The sequence below is a fragment of the Microbispora bryophytorum genome (genome assembly GCF_006874465.1).
Classification (GTDB): domain Bacteria; phylum Actinomycetota; class Actinomycetes; order Streptosporangiales; family Streptosporangiaceae; genus Microbispora; species Microbispora bryophytorum.
The window spans coordinates 109,434-136,184 of record NZ_VIRL01000012.1 but is presented as its reverse complement, the minus strand read 5'-3'; the positions used below and the strand labels follow the sequence as shown (position 1 = coordinate 136,184).

General features: G+C 71.5%; 23 protein-coding genes. 17 read left to right on the top strand and 6 right to left on the bottom strand.

All coding sequences use genetic code 11. The annotated features are described in order from the left end of the window. Positions 1-442: 442 nt before the first annotated feature. The 6 genes from FLX07_RS21620 to FLX07_RS21595 all read left to right on the top strand — a co-directional run bounded on the left by FLX07_RS21620 (position 443) and on the right by FLX07_RS21595 (position 7,297). Positions 443-1,366, top strand: coding sequence for a thiamine pyrophosphate-dependent dehydrogenase E1 component subunit alpha (locus FLX07_RS21620; RefSeq protein ID WP_142572734.1), 924 nt, complete (start codon positions 443-445; stop codon positions 1,364-1,366). Then, the gene (locus tag FLX07_RS21615; RefSeq protein ID WP_142572732.1) at positions 1,363-2,340 is read left to right on the top strand and encodes an alpha-ketoacid dehydrogenase subunit beta; all 978 of its coding nucleotides are present in this window, start codon (positions 1,363-1,365) and stop codon (positions 2,338-2,340) included. Before FLX07_RS21620 ends, FLX07_RS21615 begins: the two co-directional genes overlap by 4 nt. Continuing rightward, a complete protein-coding gene (locus FLX07_RS21610) occupies positions 2,337-3,590 on the top strand; it encodes a 2-oxo acid dehydrogenase subunit E2 (protein ID WP_142572730.1) in 1,254 nt (417 codons plus the stop codon). Before FLX07_RS21615 ends, FLX07_RS21610 begins: the two co-directional genes overlap by 4 nt. Before the next feature lie 4 nt (positions 3,591-3,594). Beyond that, on the top strand, positions 3,595-4,917 hold the full coding sequence (locus FLX07_RS21605) for a GH1 family beta-glucosidase (RefSeq protein ID WP_223853660.1): 1,323 nt from the start codon (positions 3,595-3,597) through the stop codon (positions 4,915-4,917). A 478-nt stretch (positions 4,918-5,395) separates the two neighbouring features. Further along, on the top strand, positions 5,396-6,292 hold the full coding sequence (locus tag FLX07_RS21600) for an aldose 1-epimerase family protein (RefSeq protein WP_229689862.1): 897 nt from the start codon (positions 5,396-5,398) through the stop codon (positions 6,290-6,292). Next, positions 6,293-7,297 carry a phosphotransferase family protein gene (locus FLX07_RS21595; RefSeq protein ID WP_142572724.1) on the top strand — a complete coding sequence of 335 codons (1,005 nt, stop codon included), beginning with the start codon at positions 6,293-6,295 and terminating at the stop codon, positions 7,295-7,297. It begins immediately after the preceding gene. Positions 7,298-7,299: 2 nt separating this feature from the next. On the opposite strand, the gene FLX07_RS36575 is transcribed toward FLX07_RS21595, so the two are convergent. Then, on the bottom strand, positions 7,300-7,467 hold the full coding sequence (locus FLX07_RS36575) for a hypothetical protein (RefSeq protein ID WP_167748343.1): 168 nt from the start codon (positions 7,465-7,467) through the stop codon (positions 7,300-7,302). 119 nt (positions 7,468-7,586) lie between these two features. On the opposite strand from FLX07_RS36575, the gene FLX07_RS21590 reads away from it, so the two are divergent. Together FLX07_RS21590 and FLX07_RS21585 are read left to right on the top strand one after the other, a co-directional pair. After that, positions 7,587-8,834, top strand: a complete 1,248-nt coding sequence (locus FLX07_RS21590; protein ID WP_142572722.1) for an FAD-dependent oxidoreductase — start codon at positions 7,587-7,589, stop codon at positions 8,832-8,834. 11 nt (positions 8,835-8,845) lie between these two features. Continuing rightward, positions 8,846-10,216 (top strand): class II 3-deoxy-7-phosphoheptulonate synthase, encoded by a 1,371-nt coding sequence (locus tag FLX07_RS21585; protein ID WP_357247477.1) that lies wholly within the window; start codon positions 8,846-8,848, stop codon positions 10,214-10,216. Between the two features lie 108 nt (positions 10,217-10,324). Here the strand turns inward: FLX07_RS21585 and trxA are convergent, their stop codons facing one another. Then, positions 10,325-10,690 carry a thioredoxin gene (gene trxA / locus FLX07_RS21580; RefSeq protein WP_142572720.1) on the bottom strand — a complete coding sequence of 122 codons (366 nt, stop codon included), beginning with the start codon at positions 10,688-10,690 and terminating at the stop codon, positions 10,325-10,327. 122 nt (positions 10,691-10,812) lie between these two features. On the opposite strand from trxA, the gene ctaD reads away from it, so the two are divergent. Continuing rightward, positions 10,813-12,501 (top strand): aa3-type cytochrome oxidase subunit I, encoded by a 1,689-nt coding sequence (ctaD, locus tag FLX07_RS21575; protein ID WP_142572718.1) that lies wholly within the window; start codon positions 10,813-10,815, stop codon positions 12,499-12,501. Between the two features lie 55 nt (positions 12,502-12,556). Here the strand turns inward: ctaD and FLX07_RS21570 are convergent, their stop codons facing one another. From FLX07_RS21570 to FLX07_RS21560, 3 genes are all read right to left on the bottom strand, one after another. Beyond that, on the bottom strand, positions 12,557-14,992 hold the full coding sequence (locus tag FLX07_RS21570) for an ExeM/NucH family extracellular endonuclease (RefSeq protein WP_142572716.1): 2,436 nt from the start codon (positions 14,990-14,992) through the stop codon (positions 12,557-12,559). 192 nt (positions 14,993-15,184) lie between these two features. Next, complete coding sequence (locus tag FLX07_RS21565; protein WP_189105037.1) at positions 15,185-16,063, bottom strand: universal stress protein; 879 nt, start codon at positions 16,061-16,063, stop codon at positions 15,185-15,187. An 87-nt stretch (positions 16,064-16,150) separates the two neighbouring features. After that, the gene (locus tag FLX07_RS21560) at positions 16,151-16,621 is read right to left on the bottom strand and encodes a universal stress protein (protein WP_142572714.1); all 471 of its coding nucleotides are present in this window, start codon (positions 16,619-16,621) and stop codon (positions 16,151-16,153) included. 401 nt (positions 16,622-17,022) lie between these two features. Between FLX07_RS21560 and FLX07_RS21555 the strand changes: the two genes are divergently transcribed. Beyond that, complete coding sequence (locus FLX07_RS21555; protein ID WP_142572712.1) at positions 17,023-17,736, top strand: permease prefix domain 1-containing protein; 714 nt, start codon at positions 17,023-17,025, stop codon at positions 17,734-17,736. Here FLX07_RS21555 and FLX07_RS21550 read toward each other — a convergent pair. Next, positions 17,699-18,022 carry a PadR family transcriptional regulator gene (locus tag FLX07_RS21550; protein ID WP_142572710.1) on the bottom strand — a complete coding sequence of 108 codons (324 nt, stop codon included), beginning with the start codon at positions 18,020-18,022 and terminating at the stop codon, positions 17,699-17,701. The two genes, FLX07_RS21555 and FLX07_RS21550, sit on opposite strands and share 38 nt — an antisense overlap. An 82-nt stretch (positions 18,023-18,104) precedes the next feature. Here FLX07_RS21550 and FLX07_RS21545 point away from each other — a divergent pair, with 82 nt between their 5' ends. The 7 genes from FLX07_RS21545 to FLX07_RS21515 all read left to right on the top strand — a co-directional run bounded on the left by FLX07_RS21545 (position 18,105) and on the right by FLX07_RS21515 (position 26,700). Continuing rightward, entirely contained in the window at positions 18,105-19,292 is a 1,188-nt protein-coding gene (locus tag FLX07_RS21545) for a cytochrome ubiquinol oxidase subunit I (RefSeq protein WP_142572708.1), read from the top strand. Between the two features lie 14 nt (positions 19,293-19,306). Beyond that, positions 19,307-20,053, top strand: a complete 747-nt coding sequence (locus FLX07_RS21540) for a cytochrome d ubiquinol oxidase subunit II (protein ID WP_142572706.1) — start codon at positions 19,307-19,309, stop codon at positions 20,051-20,053. 10 nt (positions 20,054-20,063) lie between these two features. Continuing rightward, positions 20,064-21,770 carry a thiol reductant ABC exporter subunit CydD gene (gene cydD, locus FLX07_RS21535; protein WP_142572704.1) on the top strand — a complete coding sequence of 569 codons (1,707 nt, stop codon included), beginning with the start codon at positions 20,064-20,066 and terminating at the stop codon, positions 21,768-21,770. Further along, the gene (cydC, locus tag FLX07_RS21530; protein ID WP_223853659.1) at positions 21,767-23,497 is read left to right on the top strand and encodes a thiol reductant ABC exporter subunit CydC; all 1,731 of its coding nucleotides are present in this window, start codon (positions 21,767-21,769) and stop codon (positions 23,495-23,497) included. The genes cydD and cydC overlap by 4 nt, the downstream gene beginning before the upstream one ends. Before the next feature lie 160 nt (positions 23,498-23,657). Next, positions 23,658-24,932, top strand: a complete 1,275-nt coding sequence (locus FLX07_RS21525; protein WP_167748342.1) for an extracellular solute-binding protein — start codon at positions 23,658-23,660, stop codon at positions 24,930-24,932. After that, on the top strand, positions 24,911-25,873 hold the full coding sequence (locus tag FLX07_RS21520; protein WP_229689863.1) for a carbohydrate ABC transporter permease: 963 nt from the start codon (positions 24,911-24,913) through the stop codon (positions 25,871-25,873). Before FLX07_RS21525 ends, FLX07_RS21520 begins: the two co-directional genes overlap by 22 nt. Further along, positions 25,870-26,700, top strand: a complete 831-nt coding sequence (locus FLX07_RS21515) for a carbohydrate ABC transporter permease (protein ID WP_229689864.1) — start codon at positions 25,870-25,872, stop codon at positions 26,698-26,700. Before FLX07_RS21520 ends, FLX07_RS21515 begins: the two co-directional genes overlap by 4 nt. The last annotated feature ends 51 nt before the right edge of the window (positions 26,701-26,751 follow it).

Sequence of the window (26,751 nt, the reverse complement as noted above, 5' to 3'; positions counted from 1 at the left end):
TCTGCGCCCCGGTACGCCGGCGGTACGATCCGAAGACGCGGACGACCAACGATCCGGCAGCGGAATCACCGCCGGTGAATTTCCTGCCTGGTGCCTGGCGCGGAATCCACTGCCGCTCGCGCCGGTGACCCCCATTTCGGACGCGGTAGTGGGAACGCTCCCACGGCAGTGGAGGCTAGGGATCGCGCCTTTCGTTCGTCAAGTGTCATGGAAGTTTCTGTCCGTTATTAGCCCCAAGGCGGGGTATGTGAGGATATTGCTGCAGATCACGGACAATTAGGTCTTAATCTCCCAATTGCGCCCTATTACGGGGGATTGACAGGGCCCCTAACCGCACCTACCCTGCGTGGGAGCGCTCCCAGAATGGGTGCTCCTGTCCCTGGCAGCGGGTCCCGGCGTCGAGCGCGCACTCGACCAGAGACGCACCAGGAGCGGACCACCTGTGATCGCCACCGCTGCACCGTCCCGGAGCCCGCGGCATGCCCTCAACGACGGGGATCTTCGCTCACTCCTCCTCATCCGGCACTTCGAACGCGCCCTGCTCCGCCTGTTCGAGCAGGGCGTGCTGAGCGGCACCACCCATACCTGCCTCGGGCAGGAGTACATTCCGGTCGCGGTCTCGGCCCTGCTCCGCGACGACGACTTCGTGTTCAGCAACCACCGGGGGCACGGCCACTTCCTCGCCCGCCATCCCGACCCGCACGGACTGCTCGCCGAGATCATGGGGCGGGAGGGCGCCCTGTGCGGCGGCGTGGGCGGCAGCCAGCACATCTACCACCGGCGTTTCCTGTCCACCGGCGTGCAGGGCGAGAGCCTGCCCGTGGCGACCGGGGTGGGCCTGAAACTGGCCGGCACGGGAGCGCTGGCCTGCGCCTACATCGGAGACGGCACCTGGGGCGAGGGCGCCGTCTACGAAGCGCTGAACATGGCCTCCCTCTGGCGGGTGCCGCTGCTCGTCGTGGTCGAGCACAACGGCATCGCTCAGTCGACCCCCACGTCCGCGCAGATGGCCGGCACGATCGCCGCCCGGGCGGCGGCCTTCGGCGTCCGCCACCACCACGTCACGTCCACCGACGTCGGCGAGATCAGGCAGGCCCTCGCCCCGCTGGTCGACGCCGTGCGGGCCGAGCCGTCCCCGCTGGTCGTCGAGTTCGCCACGCACCGCCTCGGACCGCACAGCAAGGGCGACGACACCCGCCCGCCGGAGGAGATCCGCCGGGTGCGGGAGTCCGACTGGTACGACCGGCACGCCGAGCTCGATCCCGAGTGGTTCGCCCGAATCGACCGCGAGCAGCGAGAGCTCGTCGAGCGGGTGGTCGCCGAGGTCTCCGCCCGGCCCCACTCCCGGTCGGGGGGAGCGGCGTGACCAGGGTCTCCGAGCACCTCAACCAGGCGCTGCACGATCTCATGGAGTCCGACCCCTCGGTCCACCTGCTCGGCGAGGACGTCGGCGACCCCTACGGCGGCGCGTTCAAGATCACCCGAGGACTGTCCGGCCGGTTCGGCTCCCGCGTGCGGTCCACGCCGCTGAGCGAGGGCGCGATCGCCGGGGTCGGCGCCGGGCTGGCCCTGGCCGGCGACAAGGCCATCGTCGAGATCATGTTCGCCGACTTCGTGGCGCTGGCGTTCGACCAGATCACGAACTTCGCGGCCAAGTCCACCTCGATGTACGGCAGGCCGGTGCCGGTGCCGCTCGTGGTGCGCTGCCCCACAGGCGGCAACCGCGGCTACGGCCCGACCCACAGCCAGAACCCGCAGAAGCACTTCATCGGCGTGCCCGGGCTGTCCCTGTTCGAGATGACGCCGTTCCACGACGTGGGCGAGCTGTTCGCCCGGATGTTCGGGCTCGGCCGGCCCTGCCTGTTCTTCGAGGACAAGGTCCTCTACACGCGGCAGATGTTCCGCATCGACGACCTGTTCCGGTTCGAGCTGGTGGACGACGTGGCGCGGGTGTACCTCGACGGCGCGGGCCGCCCCGACTGCACGCTGGTCACCCATGGCGGGCTCGTCCACCGGACGCTCGACGCCATGCGGGCGCTGCTCCTGGAGGACGACCTGGTCTGCGAGCTGCTGGTGCCCGCCCAGCTCTACCCCGTGCCCCCTCTGCCGGGACTGGAGGACGCGCCGCACGTCTGCGTCGTGGACGACGGAACCGAGGGCGGCACCTGGGCGGCCGAGGTGGCCACGGCGCTCTATCCGCGCCTGTGGGACCGCCTGCGCCGCCCGATCACGTTGATCAACTCGGCGGACGGGGTGATCCCCGCCGCCCCCCATCTGGAACGTGAGGTGCTCGTGCAGGCCGACAGCATCCGAGCCGCGGTGAGGGAGGCGCTGTCGTGACCGATTTCCGGGTGCCCAAGCTCAACAACAACGACACGTCGTACGTCCTGGTCGAGTGGCTGGCCGAGGACGGGCAGGCGGTGCGGGACGGCGATCCGATCGCGCTGCTGGAGACGTCGAAGGCGACCGAGGAGGTCGAGGCCCCCACCGACGGCGTCCTGCGGCGGCTGCTCGCCGAGGGGGCCGAGTGCGAGCCGGGGCAGGTGATCGCCCGCCTGCTCGGGAGCGCGGACGAGGCCGCCCCGGAAGCGGCGCAGGAAACCGTGCAGGAAACCGTGCAGGAGGCCGGGCGGGAAGCAGTGCGGGAAGCCCCGCAGGAGGCCGCGCACGGGAACCCGGGCGGAGCGCGGACCGCGGCGACGCCCGGCGACGCCTCCGGCGTGATCGTCACGGCGCCCGCGCGGGAACTGATCGAGGAGCACGGCATCCCCATGGAGCGGGTGCACGCCCTCGGCCGCAAGGTGATCAGGCGGACCGACGTAGAGGAACTGCTCGGCGGGCAGGAGCCCTCCCCCGCCGTCTCCCCTGCCGTCACCGGCGACGCCCCGGCGGGGGACGACGACGCACAGTGGATCACGCTGTCGCGGGCGCAGCAGCGGACGGCCGAGGTCGTCGAGCGGTCCCTCCGCGAGATCCCGGCCGCCTTCACGGCGATGAACGTCGACGTGACCGAGGTCCTGTCGCTCGCCCGCGACCTCACCCGCCGGCTGCGCACCCTGGTCGGCCTGCCCGAGATGGTGGTGAAGGCGGCCGGCGGGCTGCTCGACCGCTTCCCCATGTTCTTCGCGGCGCCCGGCCCCGGCCCGCGGGCGAGAAGGGCCGCCACCGCCGACGTGGGCGTGACGGTCGACGTGGGCCGCGGGCTGTTCATACCGGTCGTCCGCGACGCCGGCAACCGGCCGCTCGCCGAGATCGCCGCCGACCTGGTCGGCTTCCGCAAGACGGCGCTCACCGGGTCGTTCCGGGAACGCGACCTCCAGGGGGGCGCCATCACGCTCACCCTGCACACGAACGACGGCATCGTGTTCGCCGTCCCGATCGTCTTCCCCGGCCAGACGTGCGCGCTGTCGCTGACCGCGCCGCGTCCGGAGGTCGTGCAAGACGGCTCGGGCTTCGCCGTACGCAGGTTCGCCACCATAGGGCTTGCATACGACCACCGTTTCATCAACGGCCGCGATGCCGCGGAGTTCCTCGGCGAACTCCGCACGGCGCTCGAATCACCCGCGCGTTTCCTCAGCGAGAATGGATGAAGCCATGAACTCACCCGCACGGTTTCCGGCCGATTTCGTCTGGGGCGCGTCCACCGCGGCGTACCAGATCGAGGGCGCGACCACGGAGGACGGTCGCGGACCCTCGGTGTGGGACACGTTCTGCGCGGTCCCGGGCAACGTACGCGACGGTGACAGCGGTGAGCACGCCGCCGACCACTATCACCGCTACAACGAGGACCTGGACCTGATCGCCGATCTGGGCCTGGCGAGCTACCGCTTCTCCATCGCCTGGCCGCGGATCCAGCCGACCGGCTCGGGCAAGCCCAACCAGAAGGGCCTCGATTTCTACCGCCGGCTCGTGGACGGGCTGGCCGAACGCGGCGTCCGGCCGATGGCCACGCTCTTCCACTGGGACCTGCCGCAGGAACTGCAGGACCGAGGGGGCTGGGAGAACCGGGACACGGCCGAACGCTTCGCCGAATACGCCGAGATCTGCTACGACGCCCTGGAGATCAGGGACTGGCTGACGATCAACGAGCCCAAGACCGTGGTCGACTGCGGATACCGCTTCGGCAGCCACGCGCCGGGCTTCAAGGACGACGCGCGCGCGTTCGTCGCCTGCCACCACCTGCTGCTCGCGCACGGCCTCGCCTCCCGGGTGCTGCACGAGCGGCACCCCGGACGCCGCATCGGGCCGGCGCTCAACCTGCACCCCACCTATCCGGCGGACGACACGCCGGAGGCGCGCGAGGCGGCCCACCACCAGGACGGGCTGGAGAACCGGCTCTACCTCGACCCCGTCTTCAAGGGCCGCTACCCCGAGGACACGCTGCGCTGGATCTCCGAGCGCGGCCCGATGGCCGACCACATCCTCGACGGCGACCTCGGCGTCATCAGCGAGCCCATCGACGTCCTCGGCGTGCAGTACTACACACCGGTCTTCGTCGACGGCAAGGGCGAGCGGGTCTTCCGGCACGAGCGGGCCCAGGCCGAGTGGCTGGAGATCTACCCCGAGGGCCTCCACGACATCCTCGTACGAGTGCAGCGGGACTACCCCGGCGTGCCGATGATCATCACCGAGAACGGCCTGGCCACCGTGGACGGGATCGACGCCGACGGCCGCGTCCGCGACCAGCGGCGGATCGCGTACCTGCGCGATCACCTGAGCGCGACGCACCGCGCCATGGAGGCCGGTGCGCAGGTCGAGGCCTACCACGTGTGGTCGCTGCTCGACAACTTCGAGTGGGCCGAGGGGTACAGCCAGCGGTTCGGCATCGTGTACGTGGACTACGCGACGCAGCAGCGCACTCCCAAGGACAGCGCGTTGTGGTACCGCGACGTCGCGAAGAGCGGCGAGTTGCGCTGAGACCCCTGCGGGCCCGCAGGGCCCGAGGACGAGCCCTGAGGAAAAAGGGCCCGATGAACAGGGCCCGATGAACAGGGCCCGATGGCCGCGAACCGGGCCGGTGGCTTTCCGCCGCCGTTCCCGGGGCGCGGTTCTCACCCGCCCGCGCCTATTCGCGTTCCCGCGTCCTCGGCGCGCGGCGGTGCGACGCACGGCTGCCCATAACCGCTGAAACTTTCAGCGCGCAATGGTGGGCGGCTGCCCATGCACGTGCATACGAGAACAGGTTTGCGGCAAATCAGTGCCGTTAGACCGATCTACGCGATAATCCCGCGAATAAGTTGACGCGTCAGCCGAAAAGACTTAACTTTACTCGCAGTGGGAGCGCTCCCACTCTGCTCCGACCCCCCTTGGATCAAGGGCGATGAGCTGGGATAAAGTCCCTGCATACCGTCAGATGACCCGCTTCTTGACGTCGCGTCAGCGAGAGGACTCCCCCGTGCCCGATTACACGATTGCCGGCGGCGCATACCAGGCCACGGTCAGCGAGCGGGGCGGCGCGCTCCGGGCGCTGACCCACGAGGGCCGCGATCTGGTGGCGAGCTGGCCGGAAGGCGGGCCGGTCCCCTACTTCAGCGGCACCGTCCTGGCCCCGTGGCCGAACCGCGTGGTCGGCGGCACGTACGTCTTCGAGGGGCAGCGCCGACACCTGCCGGTGAACGAGCCCGACCGCGGCCACTCCCTGCACGGCCTCGTCGCCGAGCTCGATTGGAAGTGCGCGGAGCTGCTGTCCGTCGAGGACCACCACGGCCACGTACGGCTGACGCACGTCGTGGAGCCCACCGAGGGCTACCCGCACAGGATCGCCCTCGAGGTGCGGCACGCGGTGTCCGAGGAGGGCCTGTCGACCACGCTGACGGCGCAGAACGTGGGCGAGACGGCGGCCCCGTACGGCTGCGGGCCGCACCCGTGGCTGCTGGCCGGGCCCGACGTCACCGCCTACACGCTCAGCCTGCCGGCCGGGCGGGTGCTGCTCACCGACGACCTGCTCGCCCCCACCGACCTGGTGGAGGTCGCGGGGTCGCCGTACGACTTCACGACGCCGCGTGTGATCGGGGACACCGCGGTCGACCACGCCTTCGCCGGCGTGACGGAGGGGCGCGTGCGCGTGCTCGGGCCCGAGGGCGGGGTGGAGCTCACCTGGGACCCGGCGGTGATGCCGTGGGTCCAGATCTGCACCGGCACGGGGCTCGGCCACCGGGGGCTGGCCGTGGAGCCGATGACGTGCCCGCCCGACGCGTTCAACTCGGGCACCGATCTGATCGTTTTGCAGCCGGGGGACAAGCACGAGGCCACGTGGACCATCGCGGTCACCACTGCGTCATTGGAAGGGTGAATGGACAGCAAGACGAAGAGGCGGTTGTCCCCCGCCCAGCTCGACGAGGTCACCCGCGAGGCGCTGGGCTGCGGGGTGATCTCGTCGGAGGAGCTCACCGACGGCTTCGCCAACTCCGTCTGGCGGCTCGGCCTGGACGACGGACGTCAGGTGGTGCTCAAGCTCGGGCCGCCGCCCGACCTGCGGCTGCTGGCCTACGAGCGCCACCTGCTGCGCACCGAGGCCATGGTCTACCAGCTCGCCCAGCCAGCGGGGCTGCCGATGCCCACCCTGCTCAAGGCGTCGTTCGACGACCCGCTGCTGGGCGGCGACCTCCTGATCCTGTCCGCGCTCGACGGGGTGCCATGGAACCGGACGTCGCTGAGCTCCGCGGAGGAGAGCGCGCTGCGGTTCGAGCTGGGCCGCCACCTCGCCCGCCTGCACACGATCCCGGGCACGGGCGTCTTCGGCTACCCGTACGCCGGGCTGACCGGCAGGACGTGGCGGGAGGCGTTCCTCGTCATGATCGGGGCCCTGCTGGACGACGCGGTCCACTTCAACACCCCGCTCCCCGCGACGATCCTGGAGATCGTCGGGCTCGTCCACATGAACGCGCACGTCCTCGACCAGGTCACCACCCCGTCACTGGTGCACTTCGACATATGGCCGGGCAACGTGTTCCTGGACGGCGACAGGCGCGTCCAGGCGCTCATCGACCACGAGAGGGCGTTCTGGGGCGACCCGCTCGCCGACTTCGTCACCCCCACCATCTTCGACGAACTGCGCGAGGACGACCCGATGCTCGCAGGTTACCGGCAGGAGGCCGGCCCGGTGAGGCTGGACCAGGCGGCCCGCGTCCGGATCGCCCTCTATCGGGTCTACCTCTACCTGATCATGCTGGTGGAGGACGGCCCGCGGCAGTATCCGGAGGAGGCCTACGCCCGCACCAGGGACATCACCACGCGGTCACTGGTCGCCTGCCTGGACGTGCTGCGCGCGGGGTCCCGCAACCACGCGCACGTCTGAGGTCACGCCTCCAGCGTCAGGGACTGCGAGCCGCACCCGTTGCCGGTGTGCGGCTCGGAGTCGCCGGTCGCGGCGAGGGCGGCGGGCGCTCCCACGGTCAGCGACGCCATAAGGGACAGGACCAGCGCCCCGGCCGCGACGCGGGGCAGACGACTGACACGAGCACTCACAGCGGACTCCAGAAGGCCGACACCATTGATCACAAAATAGCGGTCCCGCGCGCGCTCCGGTAGGCCCACATCTGGTGGCCCGGCCCCCCGCGTGAGATGATTTCAGCGGGTGATGAATTATGGAGACGACATGTGTGATCGCGGGCGGTGGGCCCGCGGGGGCCATGCTCGCGCTGCTTCTGGCCCGCGCGGGCGTCGACGTCACTCTGCTGGAGAAGCACGGGGACTTCCTGCGCGACTTCCGCGGTGACACCATCCATCCCTCGACCCTCCAGGTCCTGGACGAGATCGGCCTGTCCGAGGCGTTCCACCGGCTGCCGCACCACAAGGCGTACCTGATGTCCGTGCTGACCGACGACGGCGAGGTGCCCATCGCCGACCTGCGACGCGTGCCGGGGAAGTACCAGTACATCGCCTTCGTCCCACAATGGGACTTCCTCGACCTCCTCACCCGCGAGGCGAGCGCGTATCCCCGCTTCCACCTCGTGATGAACGCCACAGTCGTCGATCTCATCCGGCGCGACGGCGCGATCCGCGGGGTGCGCTACCGCGACGAGCGGGGCGAGGAGCACGAGATCCGGGCCGTGCTCACGGTCGCCGCCGACGGCCGGCACTCCGACGTCCGGCGGGCGGCCGGACTGACGCCGAAACGGTTCGGCGCGCCGATGGACGTCCTCTGGTTCCGGCTGCCACGGGCGGAGGGCGATCCCGAGCAGCCGTTCCTGCGGGCGTCGACCGGCCGGCTCATGGTCGCCATCAACAGGGACACGTACTGGCAGCTCGCCTACCTCATCCCGAAGGGCGGCTTCGCCGCGCTCGAGGCGCAGGGCGTCGACGCACTGCGCCGCGAGGTGGAACGGCTGCTGCCCTTCCTCGCCGGCAGGACCGGCGGGCTGCGCCGCTTCGACGAGGCCGGCAGGCTCAGCGTGGAGCTGAACCGGCTCACGCGCTGGCACCTGCCCGGGCTGCTGCTGATCGGCGACGCGGCCCACGCGATGTCGCCGGTCTTCGGCGTCGGGATCAACCTCGCGGTGCAGGACGCGGTCGCGACCGCCAACATCGTCGGGCCGGCCCTACTGCGCGGCCGGGCCCCCACCGCGGCGCTCGCCAGAGTGGGGCGCCGCAGGAAGGTCCCCACGGCCGTCGTGCAGACCGCGCAGCGGGTGGTGCAGGAACGCCTCATCCGGCCGGCGCTCGCCGGTCCCGTGGCGCGGATCCCCGCCCTCACCCGTGTGCCGGTGGCGCGGTCGCTGGTGGCCCGGTTCCTCGGGCTCGGCGTGCTGCCCGAGCACGTACGTCTTCCGCTGCGAGAAAAAAGATCTCAGCAAATGGACAGGAAGGGGACCACACGGGACGCGGTGCAATAACCTTGGTACCCGTGAGCGCAACGAACCTCGACCCCGTGAGCGGCCCGGACACCTCGGGTGCCCTGGACACCTGGCGCGACCTGCCCGCGGCACAGCAGCCGGACTGGCCCGACCGCGGCGAGCTGGACAAGGTCGTCGCGGAGCTGGCGTCCGTGCCCCCGCTAGTGTTCGCCGGGGAGTGCGACCAGCTCAAGGACCGCATGGCCGCCGTGGCGCGCGGGGAGGCGTTCGTCCTGCAGGGCGGCGACTGCGCCGAGACCTTCGCGGGCGCGACGGCCGAGAACGTGCGCAACAAGCTCAAGACGCTGCTGCAGATGGCGATCGTGCTGACCTACGCCGGCCGCGTGCCGGTCGTGAAGATCGGCAGGCTCGCCGGGCAGTTCGCCAAGCCGCGGTCCAAGCCCACGGAGACCCGCGACGGCGTCGAGCTCCCGGCCTACCGGGGCGACATGGTCAACGGCTTCGACTTCACCGCCGAGACCCGCCGCCCCGACCCGAACCGGCTGCTGCGCGCCTACCACTCCTCCGCCGTCACGCTGAACCTCGCGCGGGCCTTCACCAAGGGCGGCTACGCCGACCTGCGCCAGGTCCACGCGTGGAACCAGGACTTCGTCGCGGAGTCCCCGGCGGGGCGCCGGTACGAGCAGCTCGCGCGGGAGATCGACCAGGCGCTCTCGTTCATGCGGGCCTGCGGGGCCGACCCCGAGGAGTTCCACACCGTGGAGTTCTACTCCTCCCACGAGGCCCTGATCCTCGACTACGACCGGGCGCTCACCCGGATCGACTCGCGTACCGGCCTGCCGTACGACGTGTCGGCGCACATGGTGTGGATCGGCGAGCGCACCCGGCAGCTCGACGGGGCGCACGTCGAGTTCTTCAGCCGCATCCGCAACCCGATCGGCGTGAAGCTCGGCCCGACCACCACGCCCGAAGAGGCCATCGCGCTGATCGACAAGCTCAACCCGGACAACGAGCCCGGACGGCTCACCTTCATCGCCCGCATGGGCGCGGGCAAGGTCCGCGACGCGCTGCCGACGCTGGTGGAGAAGGTCAACGCGAGCGGCGCCACCGTGGCCTGGGTGTGCGACCCGATGCACGGCAACACCTTCGAGGCGCCGAGCGGCCACAAGACGCGCCGCCTCGACGACGTGCTCGACGAGGTCGCGGGCTTCTTCGAGGTGCACCACGCGCTCGGCACCCACCCCGGCGGCATCCACATCGAGTTCACCGGCGACGACGTGACCGAGTGCGTGGGCGGCGGGCACGCGATCGTCGAGGAGGACCTGGCGCTGCGGTACGAGACGGCGTGCGACCCCCGTCTCAACCGCGGTCAGTCGCTCGACCTCGCCTTCCGCGTCGCGGAGCTCTACCGGTCGAGCTGACCCGCGCCGGGCCCGAACCGCCCGTCGCCGTTCGTCTGAATCCGCCGTCGCCCTCCGATCACTCGGACGGGGTGACGGCGGTTTCCGTTTCCCGGACGCCCCGGGGCGTCAGGAGCTCTTGGCCTCCGCCTCGATCTGGGCGCGGATGGCGTCCATGTCGAGCGCGCGCAGCTGCCGGATCAGGTCCGTGAGCGCCGGCTCGGGAAGGGCGCCCGGCTGGGCGAACACCACGATGCCGTCACGGATCGCCATGATCGTAGGAATCGCGGTGATCTCGAAGCCCTCCGACAGGGCCGGCTGCGCCTCAGTGTCGATCTTGCCGAACGTGATGTCCTCGTGCTCCTCGGACGCCTTTTCGAAGATCGGTGCGAAGGAGCGGCAGGGGCCACACCAGGATGCCCAGAAATCGAGCAGTACGATGCCGTTGTCGGCGATGTCGTTGAAGTTCTTCTCGGTTACCTCGATGGTCGCCACGGGCGACTCCTTTCGCTCGGTCTTCAGCGGGCATAACCAGCCGGACAATCCCAGCATTCCATTTCCCGATGAGCCTCGTGTGATTGGGCAGGAGACCTCCTTGACGTAGAAGGAGCACCCGGATGACGACTCATGCCGCACGGCCGAGCGACCTGACGGCCCAGAGGGGCACCGGCGCTCGGATCGCCTCATGGTTGTCGAGCACGGATCACAAGGTGATCGGCAACCTCTATCTGATCACCACGTTCCTGTTCTTCCTGATCGGCGGCCTACAGGCCATGGTCATCCGGGCGGAGCTCTTCGATCCCGGCATGCAGTTCGTCACGTTGCAGCAGTACAACCAGCTGTTCACTCTGCACGGCACCATCATGCTGCTGTTCTTCGCGACGCCGTTGTTCGCGGGGTTCGCCAACGCAATCATGCCGCTGCAGATCGGCGCTCCGGACGTGGCGTTCCCGAGGCTGAACATGGCGAGCTACTGGCTGTTCCTCTTCGGCGGCCTGATGGTCCTCGGATCGATGCTGACCGGCGGGGCGCCGACGTTCGGCTGGACGTCCTACACGCCGCTGGCGCGCGCGGCCTTCACCCCGCAGCTCGGCGGGGACCTGTGGGTGATGGGCCTGGCGCTGTCCGGTGTCGGGACGATCCTCGGCTCGGTCAACTTCATCACGACGATCATGTGCATGCGCGCCCCGGGAATGACGATGTTCCGGATGCCGATCTTCACCTGGAACGTGTTCTTCACCTCGATCCTGGTGCTGCTGGCCTTCCCGGTGCTCGCCGCCGCGCTGCTGGCGCTGGAACTCGACCGGAAGGTCGGCGCGCACATCTACGACCCGCAGACCGGCGGTCCGCTCCTGTGGCAGCACCTGTTCTGGTTCTTCGGCCATCCGGAGGTCTACATCATCGCGCTGCCGTTCTTCGGCATCATCACCGAGGTGATCCCGGTCTTCAGCCGCAAGCCGCTGTTCGGGTACGTCGGGATGATCGGCGCGACGATCGCGATCACGGCGCTGTCGGTCACCGTGTGGGCGCACCACATGTTCGCCACCGGCCGGGTGCTGCTGCCGTTCTTCTCGCTGATGACGTTCCTGATCGCCGTGCCCACGGGGGTGAAGTTCTTCAACTGGACCGGCACGATGTGGCGGGGCAGTCTCACCTTCGAGACGCCGATGCTGTGGGCCGTGGGCTTCCTCGTGACGTTCCTGTTCGGCGGTCTGACCGGGGTGATCCTCGGGTCGCCGCCGCTGGACTTCCACGTGACCGACACCTACTTCGTGGTCGCCCACTTCCACTACGTGGTGTTCGGCACGGTGGTGTTCGCGATGTTCTCCGGCTTCTACTTCTGGTGGCCGAAGCTGACCGGCCGGATGTTGAACGAGCCGCTCGGGAAGATCCACTTCTGGATGCTGTTCATCGGGTTCCACATGACGTTCCTCATCCAGCACTGGCTCGGCGTGCAGGGCATGCCGCGGCGGTACGGCGACTACGCGTCCGCCGACGGCTTCGCCTGGATGCACCAGGTGTCGAGCCTCGGGGCGTTCCTGCTCGGGCTGTCCACCCTGCCGTTCATCTACAACCTCTGGTGGACCGTGCGCCACGGGGAGAAGGTGACGGTCAACGACCCGTGGGGGCATGCCAACTCGCTGGAGTGGACGACGTCCTGCCCGCCGCCGCGCCACAACTTCGTGTCGATCCCGCCGATCCGCTCCGAGCGGCCCGCCTTCGACCTGCGGTATCCGCGGCTCGGCGGCAAGCCGGGCGAGCCGCCGGCGACCAAACGGGACTTCGTCGATCCCGACGCGAAATAGGAGCGCGCGACAGTAAGGGGCCCCCGTCGCCGGGGGCCCCTTCGCGTGCGGGTCGTCAGCCCTTGCCGCCGGGCAGGTTCAGCCCGATCAGCAGCGGGTCGTGGTCGGAGGAGCGGAACGCGTCGGGCCGGTAGAGGCTCGGCGGGTTGTACTCCAGGTTGTAGTCGAGGATGCGCGGCTCGTCGGCGTTGACATGCCAGATGGTCGCCCCGCTCACCCGCTTGACCAGCTGCTTGCAGGCCATCGCGTGGTCCAGTTCGCCCGACAGCCCGTCGAACAGGTAGCTGTAGCGCTGCGCCGCGGGGACGAACCGCTTGGACAGGCTGGTCAGGCCGCCCGTCTCCAGGGTGTGGATCGGGTCCTCCTCGCCGTACGCGTTGAGGTCCCCGATCACCAGCGGGTTCGGCAGGTCCATCGAGTCGATGAGACCGAGCACGGCCTTGGCCTGCCGTACGCGCTCGGCGTTGTAGCAGCTCTGCCCGTCGCCCTGGTCGGTGTCGCCGCTGTCGGCCTCCTCGTCACAGCCCTTGGACTTGAAGTGGTTGACGAGCAGCGTGAACGGCTGACCGCCGCCCGCCCGGCGGAAGGTCTGGATCAGCGGCGGCCGCCGGAAGACCGGATCGGTCGAGGAGCGCGTCTGCCCGACGAGGCTCAGCTTCGCCGGCTTGTAGATCGCGGCGACGTGGATGGCGTCGGTGCCCGGGAAGGGGTGGGTCAGGGCGGCGTACGTGCCCGCGCCCACCTCGGCGTTCAGGGCGTCGACCAGCGCGTTGAGCGCGGTCTGCCCGTTGTTCTCGACCTCCATGAGCCCGACGACGTCGGCGTTGAGACCCTTGAGCGTGGCGACGATCTTCTTGAGCTGCCGCTGCTGCTCCTCGGCGGTGTTCGCGCCGCGCGAGCCGAGCGTCGTGAACCAGTTGAGCGTGTTGAGACTGGCGACGCGGACGTTGCCGCCCACCGGAGAGGGGGCGGGCAGCCGCGGGTTGGCGGGCAGGAAGGTGATCTGCTCGGTGGGCTCCAGCAGGTAGTCCCCGAAGCCGTAGGTCAGCACGCCGGTCACGCCCACGGCGGTGTCGCCCAGCCGTACGGCCCGCGGCGTCGTGTACGGGATGGCGGCGGGGTTCTCGGTGCTGGAGCCGTCGTCGATCAGCAGCGACCTGCGGGCGTCGAGCGCGGGGTCCACGCCGGGCCGGTCCGTCGGCTGGAAGAGCCTGCCGCCGGCGGAGACCGTCACCTCGCCGTATCGGCCGAGGTTGTAGTGGTCGGTCACGGTCAGCGGCTCGGGGAAGGTCACGAGCACGTTCTCGTACGGCTCGAAGGCGGCGCCGTCGGCGCGCGGCAGGTCGTAGGCCTTCGGCGTGATCGTCCCGGTGCCGCAGACGTCCACGGCCGTGACGGGGGACAGCTCGGTGAGCCCGTTGAACTCGGTGACCCGGCCGGTGACGAGCACGCGGTCACCGACCTTGACGTCCTTCAGGGTCGGCCGGGCGAACGCGAACAGGCCGTCGGATGTGGCCGGGTCGGCGTCGGGCGTCGGGTCCTGGAAGTAGAACCCGCTGAGCTGGTTCGCGGCTTGGAAGTCGCCGGTCACCACGCCCTCGGCCCGGACGGTCTGCCCGGCGAGCGGGGAGGTGTCGCCGCCGCCCTGGACCTCGGCGATCTGCCGGTTCGCCGGCACCTCGCACGGGTCGCCGGTGGGCGTGGGTGTGGGCGACGGGGTCGGCGAGGCGGACGGCGAAGCGGACGGGGACGGGGAGACGGCGCCGCAGGGAGCCGGGGGCGTCGCGGCGTTGCGCGGCGCGGGCGTGCCCGCGGCGAAGTCCGCGGCGTTGTCGTCGGTGTCCGCGCAGCCGCCGCCGGCGCGCACCGCGGCGGTGGAGTTGCTCAGGCCCGGGGCCGCCGCCGTGCCCTCGAAGTAGTTGGCCGTGCCGTACCCGACGAGGTCGGCGATCTGCGCGGCCTGCTCCGGTGCGCAGGGCGAGGAGCCGCCGTTGCAGGCGAGGCCGGCGGCCGAGCGGACCAGGGCGACCTTGCCGGCCGTGGCGCTCAGGCTGAGCGTTCCGGTGGTGTCGGCGGAGGGCAGCGCACCGCTCGGCGTCGATCCGGCGGACAGCTGGACCAGGTGATACCCGCCGGGGGCGAGCGAGCCCGACAGGTCCTGCTTCTGGGAGCCGAACTGTCCGGTCCCGGTGGCACTCGTGTACTGGAGGGACCAGCCGTCCAGCGAGATCGTGGCGGTGCCGCGGTTGAACAGTTCGACGTAGTCGTTGGTGTAGGGGGCGCCGGAGTTGCCGCCGCCTCCGTACACCTGGCTGATCACCACGGCGCCCGGCTCGGCGGACGCGGGCGCCGGCGACGCGACCGCGACACCGGCGGCCAGGAGACCGGCGGCGGCGAGCGCGGCGACCACGCGGCCGCCGCGGCTCGCGCCACGTCTCAGGTCGCGGCCACCGGGGTGGTCATCGGGAAAGGCCCGGGAAAGAGCACGCATGTCCCGGACTTTAGGGGTAGACCTCTGCGACACCAGGACCAATAAGTGTCTTTACCGCAAACTTGTATGAATTTGCCGATCGCCTGGCGTCGCAACCGTTGGCGTGCTGCCCTTGCGCATCGCGGTCCGGGATGGATCGCTCCCATCCGGACCGGTCCCCCGGTCGTCAGTGGACGACATCAGTGGAAGACATCAATGGACGACGGCCACCGGGCAGGTGACCGCGTCGATCAGCGGCCGGGTGACCGTCCCGAGCCTGCCGAGCACCCCACGGGCGCGGGTCGCGCCGACGACCAGCATGGTCGCACCGGGTGAGGTGCCGGCCAGGACGTCGAGCACGGACCCCTCGACGGGCTGGAGCAGGGTGCGCACGTCCGGATACCGCGCCCGCCAGGGCTCCACGGCGCGTTCCAGCGCCTCGACGGCCTCCCGGCCGGGGACGTCGGACATCACCATGGGCGCCATGCCCGCGCTCCAGGCGGCGGCCGGGTAGCGCCACGCGTGCACCGCGATCAGCGACAGCCGGCGCAGGGCCGCCTCGCGGTAGGCGAAGGCGAGGACGTGGTCGTCGCCCCCGCCGACGCCGACGACGAGGGGGCCGGGGTTCCTGCGATGCGGCAGCGATCCCGTGCCGCGGACCACGATCACCGGGCAGAGCGCGTGCGCCGCGACGTGCCCCGCGACCGACCCCATCACGCGGCGGGCCGCGCCGCTCAGGCCGCGCGACCCCACGACGACGAGGTCGGCCGTCTCCGACAGCGCGACGAGCCGGTCGGAGGCCGGCCCCTCGAACAGGTCCTCCCGCACGCGGACGCCGCTCGTGCACTGCCGGGCGCATTCCGCGCCGTGCCACAGCACGTGCTCGGCCGCCTGGTGCAGCGACTTGCGCGCCTCCTCGTCACCCGCGCCGTACGGCGACTGCCAGGCGTGGCAGACGGTGATGGGCGAGTCCCTGAACTCGGCCTCGTCCATCGCCCAGTCGAGCGCCTGCATGGCGAAGTCGGAGCCGTCGTATCCCACGACGATGCCCCGGATGGCGGCCGGGCCGCCGGCCGGGCTGTTGGGGTCCATAGCCTCATGCTCCGCCCGGGCCGTGCGATCCGGCAGGGCGGAAAGTCCCGAGACCGGGAGGACATCCGGCCCCTGGCGGAGGCCGGGTCAGGACCGGCTGCCGGCGAGCACTTCCGGACGGCGGTCGTGCTCCATTCCGGGCAGCACGACGACGACCGGGCATCTGGCCCGCAGCAGGCAGGCGGAGACGACCGGATTGAGCACGGGGTAAGGCTCGGACTCGGCCTCGTGCGCGCCCAGCACCAGCAGGTCGGCGCCCTCGGTCGCGCGCAGCAGGACCTGCGCCGGCGAGCCCTCGACGACCACCGGCTCGACGTGGCGCTCACCGAGCTCGGCGACGGCCTGACCGGCCACGTCCAGCGCGGTTCTGTGCTCGTCCTCCCGTGAGGTGCGGCTCGCGATCGGCGCGTAGTGGGCGTGCAGCCCGCCCATCCACTCCCAGGCGTACACCGCCTCGACCCGCGCCCCGCGCAGCGAACCCTCGGCGGCGGCCCACCGCAGTGCGGCCTGCGACGCCATCGACCCGTTGATGCCCACCACGATCTTCGGCTGGTTCACGTTCCGCCTCGCTCTCCGCTCTCAGTCTCGCCGACCGGGGTTAACAGGGGGTTGCCGCGGCGAAACGGTCAGAAGACACCGCCCACGAGCATCCCTGTACCCACAAAGAAGGCCCGCACCTCCAGCCACAGGAGGGACAGGGCCATGTTTTGGGGGGCCGGTCTCACCTGAGGACAGGGTATCTGCGAACCGGAGCGGTGCCGCTCCCCCCCTTTGCCGATCCGGAGACGCCCGCTGGCCGTCTCGTTGCCCGCTCCACATACTCAAGCACAGCGCACGGCGGCCCGCGGCGGCAGTGCCGTACGGCTCCGCCCGCACAGGACCTTGGGCCAGGGTCAGGGATCACCCTGATGCGCCCCCGGGCTCCCGGCCGTACGCTTGCCACAGACCGGGGAGGGACGATGGGGAACGCGGGCCCGATCGACGAGTACGTCGCGTCGATGCGCCATGCGCTGCGGGGCCCGGGCGGCGCCAGGCGCGACCTGCTGACCGAGGCGCGCGACAGCCTGCTCGACGCGGCCGAGGCGTACGAGGGCGAGGGTCTCCCCCGGGACGAGGCCGAACGGCTGGCGGTCGCCGACTTCGGGACCGTGCCCGAGGTCGCACCGGGCTTCCAGGGGGAGCTGACGGTGAGCCAGGGCCGCCGCACGGCCGCCCTGCTGTTCCTCAGCGTGCCGCTCATCGCGTTCATGTGGGCGGTGATCTGGCGGATCTTCCCCGAGAGCCCGCATGTCGCCGAGATCAAGCCGGTGTGGTTCGGGCCGCTGGCCAGGACGGTGGACCTGCTCCAGCTCGGCGTGGGCGTGATAGGCGGCCTCGCGCTGCTCGCGCTCGGCCGCGGGGCACGGCTTGTCCGCCGCCCCGCGCTGGTCACCCGAGGTCTCGGGTTGTTCGTCTGGATCCAGACGCCGCTGATCGCGGTGATGGGCCTCACGCTGGCGGCGGCCGCGCAGGGCCCGGTGGGGTTCTCCGGCTACCTGCCCGGGGTGGCCGTGTCCCTGATCAGCTACGCGCTCGCCGGGTGGATGCTGTACAGCGCGGCGCACTGCCTGCGCTGCACGAGGGCGGTCCGCGCGCTCAGCGCAATGGATCGAGAACGCTCCCTATCGCGGTAGTGAACGACCGCCAGGCCGACCGCTCCCCTGTCAGCGCCTTGCGCCCGGCGTCGGTGAGGCGGTAGGTCCGCCGTTTGCGCCCCCCGTCGGAGGCCCACTCGCCGGCGAGCAGCCCGGCCCGCTCCAGCCTGCGCAGCGCGGGGTAGACCGTACCCGTCGGCACGTCGAGTTCCCCGCCGCTGCGCTCCCGCAGCGCCTCGATGATCGCGTAGCCGTGCAGCGGCTCATGCTCCAGCACGGACAGCAGCAGGGCGTCCATATGGCCCCGGAGCGCGTCGGCGTTCACGCCCGCAGCCTATCCCGGTTACTCATGCGTCGAGTCTATATGTAGGCTGTCTATATGTAGACAGCCTACCCATGGAGAATCAATGGACGTCGTCGACCTCGCCCGGACGCAGTTCGCCGTGACGGGAAGCCTCCACTTCCTGTTCGTCGTGCTCACGCTCGGGCTGGCCCCGCTGGTGGCGATCATGCACACCCGGTACGCCATCGGCGGGAACCCCCTGCACGAGCGGATGACCCGCTTCTGGGGGCAGATCTACGTGATCAACTACGCGCTCGGCATCGTCACCGGGCTCGTGATGGAGTTCCAGTTCGGGATGAGCTGGAGCGGGCTTTCGCGCTACGCGGGCGACGTGTTCGGCGCGCCGCTGGCCATGGAGACGCTGCTGGCCTTCTTCCTGGAGTCCACGTTCCTGGGCCTGTGGATCTTCGGCTGGCACCGGCTGCCGCGCGGGCTCCACGTGGCCTGCATCTGGCTGGTGACGCTGACGGCGTACGCCTCGGCGCTGTTCATCATGGTCGCCAACTCCTTCCTGCAGAACCCGGCGGGCTCGGCGGAGGAGGGCGGACGGCTCGTGCTGCGCGACTTCGGCGCCCTGTTCACCAACCCGACCCTCGTCTTCGCGCTCCCCCACGTGCTGAGCGCCGGCCTCTGGGCCGGCGGGTTCGTCGTGATGGGCGCCAGCGCCTACCACCTGTTCCGGCGCACTCCCGAGCGGGAGTTCTTCACCCGGTCCCTGCGCGTCGGCGTGCTGACCGCCTTCGTCGGGTCGCTGTTCACCGTGGGGTTCGGCTACGCGCAGTTCGGGCCGGTCGGCGACGTCCAGCCGGACAAGTTCCACGGGGCGGTCCCCGGCACCGCGCTCGGACTGATGATCACGATCGGGCAGCTCGTCCAGTTCACCGTGATGTTCGTACTGGCGCCGCTGCTCATCCGCGACGTGCTGGCCCGCTCGCGCTGGCTGCACCCGCTCCTCATGGTCATGACCCCGCTGCCGTTCGTCGCGGCGATCGCCGGCTGGCTCGTCCGCGAGGTCGGCCGCCAGCCCTGGATGGTGTACGGCAAGCTCTCCGTGGCCGACGCCCTCACCCCCGGGCTGACCCGGGCGGACATCACCGCCTCCTTCGCGGGGTTCGCGGGCGTGCTCGGGTTGCTCGCCCTCGTCGACTACGTCCTCATCGCCCGTGCCGTACGGCGCGGCCCGGGACGGGTCGCGCTCGGCGCCGCGGACCTTCCCGTCACCGCGGAGCCCGTCCCCGCCCACTCGCTGTAGAGGACACGCTCCCCATGGACATCTTCTGGTTCCTGACGTTCGCCGTCCTGCTGGCCGGCTACTTCGCCCTTGAGGGCTTCGACATCGGGCTCGGCGCGCTGCTGCCCGTGCTGGGCCGCTCCCCCGCCGACCGCGACCGCCTCGTCGGCGCGATGGCGCCGTTCGTGCTCGCCAACGAGGTGTGGCTGGTCGCGCTCGCCGGTGTGCTGTTCGGCGCGTTCCCGGTGCTGGACGGCCGGGCGCTGAGCCGCCTGTATCCCCTCGTCGTCGTCCTGCTGCTGGCCTGGATCGTGCGCGACGCGGGGCTGTGGTTCCGCCGCAGGGCCGACGGCGCCGCCTGGAGGCTGGCGTGGGACGGCGCGCTGTGGGCGGGCTCGACGGGGCTGGCGCTCGCCTGGGGCGCGATCCTCGTGGCCGTCGCGCGCGGTCTGCCCGCCTCGCCTCTCGACGTCCCGGCCGTGGCGGGAGGTCTGGCGCTGCTCGCGCTGCTCGCCTGGCACGGCCGCACCTTCGCGGCCTGGCGGCTGCAGGACGGCCCGCGCGGGAGCGGGCGGGCTCTGCTGCTGTCGGCCTGCGCCGCCGCCGCGCCCGCGGTCCTGGTCATGGCGGCCGCGGCCGGTCACATGCTCGGCAACGCCGCCCCGGATCAGACACTGACTGTGCTCAGTGTCATGGTGGTCCCGGCCGCCCCCATCCTCGTGGGCGCGCAAGTATGGGTATGGCGCACCTTCTCCAGGGGCGCGCTGCCGACGTTCTTCTGATGGGGGACCGTTGCACAGGGATCTCCTCCGGCTGGCCCGCGCGGAGCGGAGCGTCCGCGTCCATCTCGCCTGCTGTCTGGCGGCGGCGGTGGCGGCCGGGCTGCTCGTGCTCGTGCAGGCGGAGCTGCTGGCCGGAGTGCTGTCCGGCCGGTTCGCGGCCGCCGTTCTGCTCCCGCTGGCGCTCGTCGTCGCCTGCCGCGGGCTGCTCGGATGGGCGCAGGGAGTGCTCGCGGGCCGCGCGGCCACCGCGCTCAAGTCAGCCCTGCGGCGGCTACTCCTCGGCCGGGTGGAGGGTCTCGGACCGGCGTACCGGTCGGGTGAGCTGGTGACGCTCGCGGGCCGGGGACTGGACGCGCTCGACCCCTACCTGACGGGCTACCTGCCGGCGGTCGCCGTGGCCGGGGTCGTGCCGCTCGCGGTCGTGGTCCGGCTCTTCGTGGCCGATCTGGCCACCGCCGTGATCGTGGTGCTCACGCTGCCGCTGATCCCGATCTTCGGGGCGCTGGTCGGATGGACCACCAAGACCGTGACGGAACGGCAGTGGCGCGCGCTGGCCCGCCTCGGCGGCCACTTCCTCGACGTCGTACGCGGCCTGCCCACGCTGCGGGCCTTCGGCCGGGCCCGCTACCAGGCGTCGGTGATCCGCGAGGTGGCCGAGGCCCACCGCGCCGCGACCATGCGCACGCTGCGGGTGGCGTTCCTGTCGTCGCTGGTGCTCGAACTCGTGGCGTCGCTGTCGCTGGCCCTGGTCGCGGTGCCGGTGGGGCTGCGGCTGCTGTCGGGCTCGCTCGACCTGCGTACGGCGCTGCTCGTGCTGCTGCTGGCCCCGGAGGCGTACCTGCCGCTGCGCGCGATGGGCACCCGCTTCCACGCCGCCATGGAGGGCGTCGCCGCCGCCGACGAGGTGTTCGCGGTGGTGAATCCGCAGCAGGAGACCGGGCCGGAGATTGGACAGGAGACCGGGCCGGCCGCCGCCAGGACGGGCGCCGGGCGTGCCGCGCCCGCCGGCGGGCCGCCGGAGATCCGGCTGGAGGACGTCACCGTGCGCTACCCGGGCCGCGAGGAGACCGCCCTCCACCGCGTCTCGCTGGTCATCCGGCCGGGTGAGCGGGTGGCGATCGTGGGCCCGAGCGGCGCGGGCAAGAGCACGCTGCTGCACCTGCTGCTCGGGTTCGTGACCCCCTCGGAGGGGCGGGTGCTCGCGGACGGGACGGATCTGGCCGGCCTCGACCTCGACGAGTGGCGGCGGCGGCTCGCCTTCGTGCCGCAGCGCCCGCACCTGTTCGCGACGTCGGTGGCCGACAACATCGCGCTCGGTTCGGCCGACGGTCCGCTGAACACGGACGCGGCGGTGATCAGGGCCGCCGCCGAGGCGGCGCAGGTGGCCGAGTTCGCCGGCGCCCTGCCGCAGGGGTACGACACCCCGCTCGGCGAGCGCGGCGCCAACCTGTCGGCGGGCCAGCGCCAGCGGGTCGCCCTGGCCAGGGCCTTCTGCCGCCCCGCCGCCCAGGTGCTGCTGCTGGACGAGCCCACGGCGCGGCTCGACGGCAGGAGCGAGGCGGCGATCGTGGCGGCCACGCGCAGGCTGGCCGAGGGGCGCACGGCGATCATCGTCGCGCACCGCCCGGCGATGATCGACCTGGCCGACCGGGTCGTCCGCCTCGACGGCGGCGCCCTCGTCCCCCAGGTTCCCGCGCAGGGCGGGGAGGCCCGATGAGCCGCGCGCAGACGACCACGGCGGCTTCACCGCTGGCGGTGGTCACCGGCACCGGCATGGGCCGGCGGCTCGTGCTCGCCGCGCTCGCCGCGGCGGCGGCCGACCTCGCGGGGGTCGCGCTCATCGCGTCGGCCGCCTGGCTGATCACGCGGGCCGCCGAGCAGCCGCCCCTGGCCGCGCTGTCGGTCGCGATCGTGGCCGTGCGTGCGTTCGCGACCACCCGCGGCGTGTTCCGGTACGGCGAGCGCCTGGCCGGGCACGACGTCGCGCTGCGGGCCCAGGCGGGCACCCGCGAGCGTCTCTACCGGGCGCTGATCCCGGCCGGGCCGCTGCCGCAGCGCGGGGCCGACCTGCTCAGCCGCATGGTGGACGACACCGACGCCGTGCAGGACCTGCTCGTCCGCTGCCTGCTGCCGGCCGTCGCCGCGCTGATCACCGGCGTCGCCGCCGTCGTCGTCGCGGGCTTCCTGCTGCCCGCCGCCGCGTTCGCGCTCGCCGCCGGACTGCTCGTCGCCGGGGTGCTGCTGCCCGCGGGCACGGCCGCCGCCGCGCGGCGCTGGTCGGCCCGGATCGCCCCGGCCCGCGCCGACCTGGCCGCCCGGGTGGCCGACCTCGTCCACGGCGCGGCCGACCTCGCGGCGTACGGCGCGCGTGACCGGGCCCTGTCGGCGGCGATGGACGCCGACGGGCGGCTGTCCCGGCTGGAGCGGGGGCAGGCCTGGATCAACGCCGCCGCGCTCGGCGTCGGCATGCTCACGCAGGGGCTGACCGTCGTCGCCGTGGTCCTGACGGCCCAGGCCGCCGGTCTCGATCGGGTCGCGACCGCCGTGGCCGCCCTGACCTCGCTGGTCGCCTTCGAGCCCGCGCTGCCGCTGGCGGCGGCGGGGGAGCGGTTCGCGGGGGTGGTCGCGGCGCTGCGCAGGCTCGGGGAGACCGCCGCCACTCCCCCGGCGGTGCGCGAGCCCGCCGACCCGGCGCCCGCGCCCGAGCCGCCGCTGACGGTCGAGGTCGACGACCTCGTGGTGCGCCACGGCGGGCGTGAGCCCGCGCTGAACGGCGTGAGCCTGACGCTGACGCCGGGCCGCCGCGTCGCGGTGGTCGGCCCGAGCGGCGCGGGCAAGAGCACTCTGCTGTCGGCGCTGATGCGGACCGTGGAGATCGAGTCGGGCGCGATCCGGCTCGACGGGGTCGACGTGCGGCGCCTGTCCTCCGACGACGTGCGGGCGCTCGTCACGGGCCTCACCCAGGACCCGTACGTCTTTCAGGCCACTGTCGGCGACAACCTGCGCCTGGCCGGGCCGCAGGCGTCCACCGAGGACATCGAGGCGGCCGTACGGCGGGCCCGCCTGGACGCCTGGACCGAGCGCACCGGCTGGGACACGGTGCTCGGCGAGGACGGCCGCACCGTCTCCGGCGGCCAGCTCCAGCGGCTCGCGCTGGCCCGGGCCCTGCTGTACGACCCGCCGGTGCTGCTGCTGGACGAGCCGGCCGAGGCCCTTGACGAGGAGACGGCCGACCTGCTGATGGCCGACCTGCTGGACGCCACCCGGGGCCGCACCATGCTGCTGGTCACCCACCGGCTGCGCGGCCTGGAACAGGTCGACGAGATCGTCGTGCTGGAGGGCGGCAGGGTCACCCAGCGCGGCGCGCACGCCGACCTCGTCGCCGCGCCGGGTTACTACCGCGACCTGTGGGAGTCCGAGGCCCTCACCCGCCCCCGCGGCTGAACGCTCTCGCCCCGCCGCCTGTTCGCGTCAACCTTCTGTGAAGAAGGCATTGCGGATCTTGTCAGATGTAAGTAATTTTCAGGCAACACGATGGCCCTGCATGGCATTTACCTACACAGTGCGAATCCGCCCGGAGGCGGGGGTTCCTCGGAGGTTTCCGATGATCAAGAGGTGGATCGCGGGAGCGATCGGCGTGCTCGCGGTGGCGCTGGCGGCATGCGCTCCCGGGGGCGGCGAGGCGGACGGCGACAAGGTCACGCTGAGCCTGTGGTCGTGGCGGGTGGAGGACGTCAAGGCGTACGAGAAGATCCTCGCCACGTTCGAGAAGTCGCACCCCAAGATCCACGTCGAGTTCAAGCCGTTCCAGGCCACCGAGTACAACACCATCCTGGCCACCGGCCTGTCCGGCTCCGCCGGGCCCGACGTCGCCCAGTTGCGGGCCTACGGCGGGCTCCAGCCGCTGGTCGAGGCGGGCCGGCTGGTGCCGCTGGACGGCAGGGTCGAGGCCCTGTCCGGCTTCGACGCCAAGCTGCTGGAAGGCGCGAAGGGCCACAAGGACGGCAAGATCTACGGCGTGCCGTTCGCCTACCAGACGCTCCAGGTGCTCTACAACAAGAAGCTGTTCGGCGACAACGGCATCCGGCCCCCCGCCACCTGGGACGACATGATCGCGGCGGCCGGGAGGCTGAAGGCGGCCGGGATCACGCCGTTCGCCGTCGCGGCCGGGCCCGACGCCACCTGGACGCTGCCGATCGTCCACGAGATCTTCGGCAACGCCCGCTACGGCAGCGCCAGATTCCGGGACGCGCTGCTGAGCGGCGCCAAGAAGTTCACCGACCCCGACTTCACGGCCTCGATCACGCTGCTCAAGGACCTGGAGCCGTACTTCCCCAAGAACGTGGTGGCCGTCAAGATCCCCGACGTCCAGGCGCTGTTCGCCACCGGGAAGGCCGCGATGTACCCCACGGGCAGCTTCGACCTGGCGCCCGTGCTCGCGGCCAACCCGAGCCTGGAGGTCGGCGCCTTCCAGGTGCCGCCGCCGCCCGGCTCCCCGGTGACCACGCCGGTCACCCCGGGCTGGGCCGACGGCTCGTTCGGCGTCAACGCCGGGTCGGCCCACCAGGCCGAGGCGCTCGAACTGGTCAGGTGGATGGCGACGCCGGAGTTCGGGCAGCTCTACGCCAGTGAGCTCAAGCAGCTGTCCGCGGTCCCCGGGGTCACGCCGTCGGACCCGCTGCTGGCCGAGATGGCGAAGAACTACGCCGCCAACGGCGCGCCGTACACACTGCTCGTCGACTTCCGGTACGGCCAGCCGAACGGCGACGCGGTCTTCCGGGACGAGGTGCAGAAGATGCTGATCGGCCAGACCGAGCCGAAGGCGGTCGCCGAGAGCCTGCAGAAGGGCGTCGAGCAGTGGTTCAAACCGGGAGACTGAGCGCGCGCCGCGCGGCACGCACCGGCGCCGGCCGCAGGTACGTGCCGCGGTGGCGGGTGCTGGCCGTCTTCCTGCTGCCGGCGCTCCTGCTCTACTCGGTCTTCATCGTCTATCCGCTGGTCACCGCGCTCGACTACAGCTTCTTCGAGTGGCGCGGGATCCGGCAGGCGGGCTTCGCCGGGCTCGGCAACTACCGGGACCTGTTCGGCGTCTACCCCTACGACCAGCAGCTGTGGCGGGCGTTCGGGCACAACGCGCTGTTCTTCGCCGGGACGATGCTGATCCAGAACACGTTCGGGCTGCTGTTCGCCCTGCTGCTCCACCGGTACGGGCGCGGCAAGCGATTCCTGCAGGCCGCGTTCACCACGCCCTACCTGGTGGATCCGCTGGTCGTCGGCTACCTGTGGAGCCTGCTGCTCAACCCGACGTTCGGCCCGGTCAACTCGCTGCTCGACGCGGCCGGGCTGGACTCGTGGGCCCTGCCCTGGCTGGGTGACACGCGGACGGCGCTGCCGATCGTCATCGTGGTCAACGCGTGGCAGTGGGTGGGTTTCCCCATGCTGCTGTTCTCCGCCGCCCTCGCCGGAATCCCGGCCGAATACCACGAGGCGGCCCGGGTCGACGGCGCATCGGCCCGGCAGGCGTTCCGGCGCGTGACGCTGCCGCTGCTCACCCCGGCGATCGGTGTGGTGAGCGTGCTGACGTTCATCGGCAACTTCAACGCCTTCGGGCTGGTCTACGCGATGGCCGGGTCGACCGGCTCCCCGGCGGGCTCGACCGACGTGCTGGGCCTGCTGTTCTACCGGGTCGCGTTCGTGGAGGGCGGCACGGAGGCCATCGGGCGGTCGTCGGCGCTCGCCGTGCTGATGTTCGTGTTCATCTTCGGAGTGTCGCTGCTGGCCGGCTCGTACTTCCGCCGCCGGGAGAGGCGGCTCCTGTGACGGCCCGGCACCGGGCTCCCGGGCGCGTGGCCGTCCACCTGCTGCTGTGGGGCTACGCGGTCGTCGCGCTGCTGCCGCTGGTCGTCATGGTGCTCAACTCGCTGCGGCCCACGAGCGAGATCTTCACCGCGCCGCTGGGGCTGCCGGCGTCCCCCACGCTGCGTAGTTACGGCCGGGTGTGGACGGAGGCGTCGTTCGGCGCCTACCTGCTGAACTCGCTGGTCGTCACCTGTGGCGCGGTGCTGCTCGGCACGGCGGTCTCCGCGCTGGCGGCCTATCCGCTGGCCCGCTACGACTTCGCCGGCAACCGGGTGCTCGGGGCGTACTTCCTGGCGGGGCTGATGCTGCCGATCCGCCTGGGCCTCGTGCCGATCTTCTATCTCATGGACTCCATGGGCCTGATCGACTCGCTGCTCGGGCTCACGCTGCTGTACGCCGCGTCCGGAGTGCCGTTCTGCGTGTTCGTGCTGTCGGCGTTCTACCGTTCCCTGCCCGGCGAGCTGGACGAGGCGGCCCGGCTCGACGGGGCCGGTGAGTTCCGGATCTTCGGGCAGATCATGCTGCCGCTGGTGCGGCCCGCGCTGGCGTCGGTGATGCTGTTCCAGTTCGTGCCGCTGTGGCATGAGTTCCTCTACCCGCTGGTACTGCTGCGCTCCGACGAGAGGTTCACCATCCCGCGCGGGCTGTCGCAGTTCTTCGGCGAGTACACGACCGACTGGTCGGCGCTGTTCGCCGGGCTGGTCCTCGCCACGGCGCCCCTCTTCGTGCTGTTCGTCCTGGCGACCAGGCAGATCATCGCCGGGATGACCGCCGGGATGAGCAAGTAGATCGCCGGCGGGCCGTCCCCCCGGGGGCCCGCCGGCGACGATCGCGAACCG